5 protein-coding genes are annotated in these 3,179 nt (G+C 71.2%); 1 reads left to right on the top strand and 4 read right to left on the bottom strand.

Annotated features, from left to right (window positions below; translation table 11 throughout):
* Positions 1–598, bottom strand: a 598-nt coding sequence (locus tag ACJ73U_RS11250) for a fructose-bisphosphatase class II (RefSeq protein WP_407777511.1), incomplete at its 3' end; no start/stop codon positions are given.
* Between the two features lie 114 nt (positions 599–712).
* On the opposite strand from ACJ73U_RS11250, the gene ACJ73U_RS11245 reads away from it, so the two are divergent.
* Complete coding sequence (locus tag ACJ73U_RS11245) at positions 713–1,294, top strand: DUF4245 domain-containing protein (RefSeq protein ID WP_407777510.1); 582 nt, start codon at positions 713–715, stop codon at positions 1,292–1,294.
* A gap of 275 nt (positions 1,295–1,569) precedes the next feature.
* On the opposite strand, the gene ACJ73U_RS11240 is transcribed toward ACJ73U_RS11245, so the two are convergent.
* The 3 genes from ACJ73U_RS11240 to ACJ73U_RS11230 are packed head-to-tail and all read right to left on the bottom strand — an operon-like array spanning position 1,570 to position 3,176.
* Entirely contained in the window at positions 1,570–2,271 is a 702-nt protein-coding gene (locus ACJ73U_RS11240; protein ID WP_407777509.1) for a helix-turn-helix domain-containing protein, read from the bottom strand.
* Between the two features lie 15 nt (positions 2,272–2,286).
* Positions 2,287–2,862, bottom strand: a complete 576-nt coding sequence (locus ACJ73U_RS11235; RefSeq protein WP_407777508.1) for a DNA-3-methyladenine glycosylase I — start codon at positions 2,860–2,862, stop codon at positions 2,287–2,289.
* Positions 2,859–3,176: a DivIVA domain-containing protein gene (locus tag ACJ73U_RS11230; protein ID WP_407777512.1), complete on the bottom strand. Its 318-nt coding sequence runs from the start codon at positions 3,174–3,176 to the stop codon at positions 2,859–2,861. Before ACJ73U_RS11230 ends, ACJ73U_RS11235 begins: the two co-directional genes overlap by 4 nt.
* Positions 3,177–3,179 lie beyond the last annotated feature (3 nt).

Below are 3,179 nucleotides of genomic sequence, written 5' to 3'. Positions count from 1 at the left end.
TGAAGTGGATGCGGGCGCCAGCCTGGCGGGTCGCCTTCACCAGGTCCGCGTGCCGGGCGCGGTCGAGGATGCAGACCGTCACGTCGGACACGTCCGTCTGCTTGGCCTTCGCCACGCGACGGATGTTCTCGGCGACGGGCGCGGTGATGTCGATGACGTCGGCCGCCTCCGGGCCGACGGCCAGCTTCTCCATGTAGAACACGGCCGACGGGTCGAACATGGCGCCGCGCTCGGTGGCCGCGAGGACCGCGATCGCGTTCGGCATGCCCTTGGCCATCAGGGTGGTGCCGTCGATCGGGTCGACGGCAACGTCGCACTCCGGGCCCTCGCCGTTGCCGACGTGCTCGCCGTTGTACAGCATCGGCGCCTGGTCCTTCTCGCCCTCGCCGATGACCACGACGCCGCGCATCGAGACGGTGCCGATCAGCTTGCGCATCGCGTCGACCGCCGCGCCGTCGCCGCCGTTCTTGTCGCCGCGGCCGACCCAGCGGCCCGCGGCCATGGCGGCGGCCTCGGTGACCCGGACCAGCTCCAGCGCGAGGTTGCGGTCCGGCTCCTCCGGCCGCCGGTCCTGGCCGGTGGTCTGGGTCGTGGTCATCGCCGCCTCCTCCGCGCCTGCCAACGGACAGTCAGATCCTCCCAGATTTCGGGATGCCGGTGGTTACGTGAGCGGCGTGAGGGTCGTCTCTGCGGGTTTGGGACCATGGGTGACGTGGCTGAAGGCGGACACCCCGGACGGGCCGGACTGCGGATGCGCGACATGGTCGGCGCCGTCGTCGTGCTCCTGCTGATCATCGGCGTGGTGCTGGCATGGTTCGGCGGTTGCTCGTTCAGCCCCGGCCGGCCCTCGGTGGACCAGGCGTCGGTGCCGTCGGCCGACGCGTCCGCGGCGCTGACCCGGGCGGCCGGCTCGGTGCCGTTCCCCGTGCGGGAGCCCGCCGTGCCGAAGGGCTGGCGGGCGAACTCGACCAGCACGTCCCCCGTGGGTGCCGGCGAGGTGGTCGTGCGGGTCGGCTGGTTGACCGCGTCGGGCAAGTACCTGCAGCTCTCCCAGTCCGGCGCGGCGGCGGCGGACGTGCTCGTCAAGGAGACCGGGCAGGCCAGGACTCCGGCCGCCGACGGCTCGGTCGAGGTGGACGGCGTGACCTGGACCACCTACCCGAGCCGGCGCGACGAGCCGGCGTGGGTCGCAGAGCTGGACGGTGCCGTGGTGCTGATCACCGGCAGCGCTCCCGAGTCGGAGTTCCGGCAACTGGCCGCCGCGACCCAGAAGGCGACCCCGCTGGCCCGCTAGCCGGGTGTTCCGCACATGGACCGCCGACCTGCGGTGATGATCGGGACGCTGCTCCGGCTCCAAGCTTGTGGTCAGCCAGAACTCGAGCATGGATCGGGACGCTGCTCCGGCTCAAGCTCGTGATCAGCCAGAACTCGATCAGGTGCGGAAAACGGGGCCGGCGGCGCCGCCGGCCCGCTGGTGCTTCGTCGGCCCCGGCGCGAGGAGGACGTCCTTCGTCACGGCTTGCGTGAGCCAGGCGTCCTTCACCGCGTCGGCGGCCGGCGCGGGCTGTGCTAGACGGGAACCGCGACGTAGTCGTAGTTGCCCTCGCCCACCGCGCTTTCCAGCCTGCGGATGACCGACCCGGGGTTGTCGCCCGGTCCGGCGACGTACAGCGGCCTGCCGTCCCTGCCGAACGTGATGGTGCTCGGCCCGGTCCATTCGCCGAGGTGCTCCTCGGCGGCCGCGAAGTCGGGGTGCGGCTCGAAACCCAGCCCCCGCGCGAAAGCGAGGGAGCCGAACACGATCTCGCGAGCCAGTTCGATGGGCGCATCGAGGGGCTCGCCGTGGTAGCCGGCGAAGAACTCGCCGCGGAAGCTCCGCAGGTCCAGCTCGTCCATGACCATCGGACCGAGGGCGTTCTTCACACCGAGGCAGTAGACGTCGGCGAGGTAACCGCAGACCGAGACCTTGTCGTGCCGGTGCCTGCGGGCCACGAGCACCGCCACCAGGCCGTCCGTGCCGACCGTGTCGGCCGTCGTGTCGCCGTGCACGGGCCAGTCCGGGTGGTCACCGAGGCCCAGTCCGGTACTCCACGTCGGGCTGATCCAGCAGCCGACGAGCGCGGGCGCGGCCACCTCGGCTCGCGCCGCCGCGGCGCGGACCAGGCGCGACGCCTCTGCCGGCTTGATGCCCAGGCTGCGGGCGATCTGCTTCGGCGTGTGTCCCTGCCGCCGCAGCAGGTGCACCTGTTCGAGCTGATCATCGGCCGTCATGCGGGCCGATCGTAGTCATGGGTTCGCGCGCCAGCAGCTGGCCAGGTGGTCGTCCACCATGCCCGTCGCCTGCATCATGGCGTAGGCCGTCGTCGGGCCGACGAACGCGAAGCCGCGCTTCTTCAGCTCCTTGGCCATCGCCTTCGACTCCGGGGTGATGGCGGGGATCTCCGAGGTCAGCTTCGGGTGCTTCCGCTTCGGCGTGTTCGGGGCGAAGGACCACAGCAGGTCGTCCAGTGGCACGTCCAGCTCGGCGATCGCGTGGGCGTTGCGGATCGTCGCCTCGATCTTGGCCCTGTTGCGGATGATCGAGACGTCGTTCATCAGGCGCTCGACGTCGGTCTCGTCGTACTCGGCCACCTTCTTCGGCTCGAAGGCGGCGAACGCGCGGCGGAACGCCTCGCGCTTGCGCAGGATCGTCAGCCACGACAGGCCCGACTGGAACGCCTCCAGCGACAGCCGCTCGTACAGCGCGGACTCGCCATGCACGGGGACGCCCCACTCCTCGTCGTGGTAGGCGGCGTAGTCCTCCGTCGAGTTGCCCCACGGGCAGCGGGGCACGCCGTCCGCACCGGGCAGCGCGGCCGTCATTTCTGCTCGGACGAGGGCACCGAGGCCAGGCGCTCGCGTAACTCGTCCACCTCGGCCCGCAAGTCCTCCAGCTCCCCGCTTATCCGGCGCAGGACCCAGTCGACCTCGGACATCTTGTAGCCGCGCACGACCAGCTGGAACCGGACGTTGCGCACGTCTTCCGCCGTGATCCCGGCCGAGGGCAGGCGCGTGGGCGAGGCGCCCGGCGGCAGCGCCGGCAGCTCCTCGCCCCGCCCGAACACGACCGAGGACAGCAGGAAGACCACGGCCGCCACGAGCATCATGACGACCAGGTAGATCAGTGCTGTGGTCACGTC

The sequence above is a fragment of the Actinophytocola sp. genome, assembly GCF_045807065.1.
Taxonomy (GTDB): Bacteria; Actinomycetota; Actinomycetes; order Mycobacteriales; family Pseudonocardiaceae; genus Actinophytocola.
Note: the sequence above shows the minus strand (reverse complement) of the source record. Positions and strands in the feature narration are given on the sequence as shown.

Excerpts from the sequence above, each read along its gene's own strand:
- ACJ73U_RS11240 (WP_407777509.1), bottom strand. The coding sequence starts at position 2,271 with ATGACGGCCGATGATCAGCTCGAACAGGTGCACCTGCTGCGGCGGCAG.
- ACJ73U_RS11235 (WP_407777508.1), bottom strand. The coding sequence starts at position 2,862 with ATGACGGCCGCGCTGCCCGGTGCGGACGGCGTGCCCCGCTGCCCGTGG.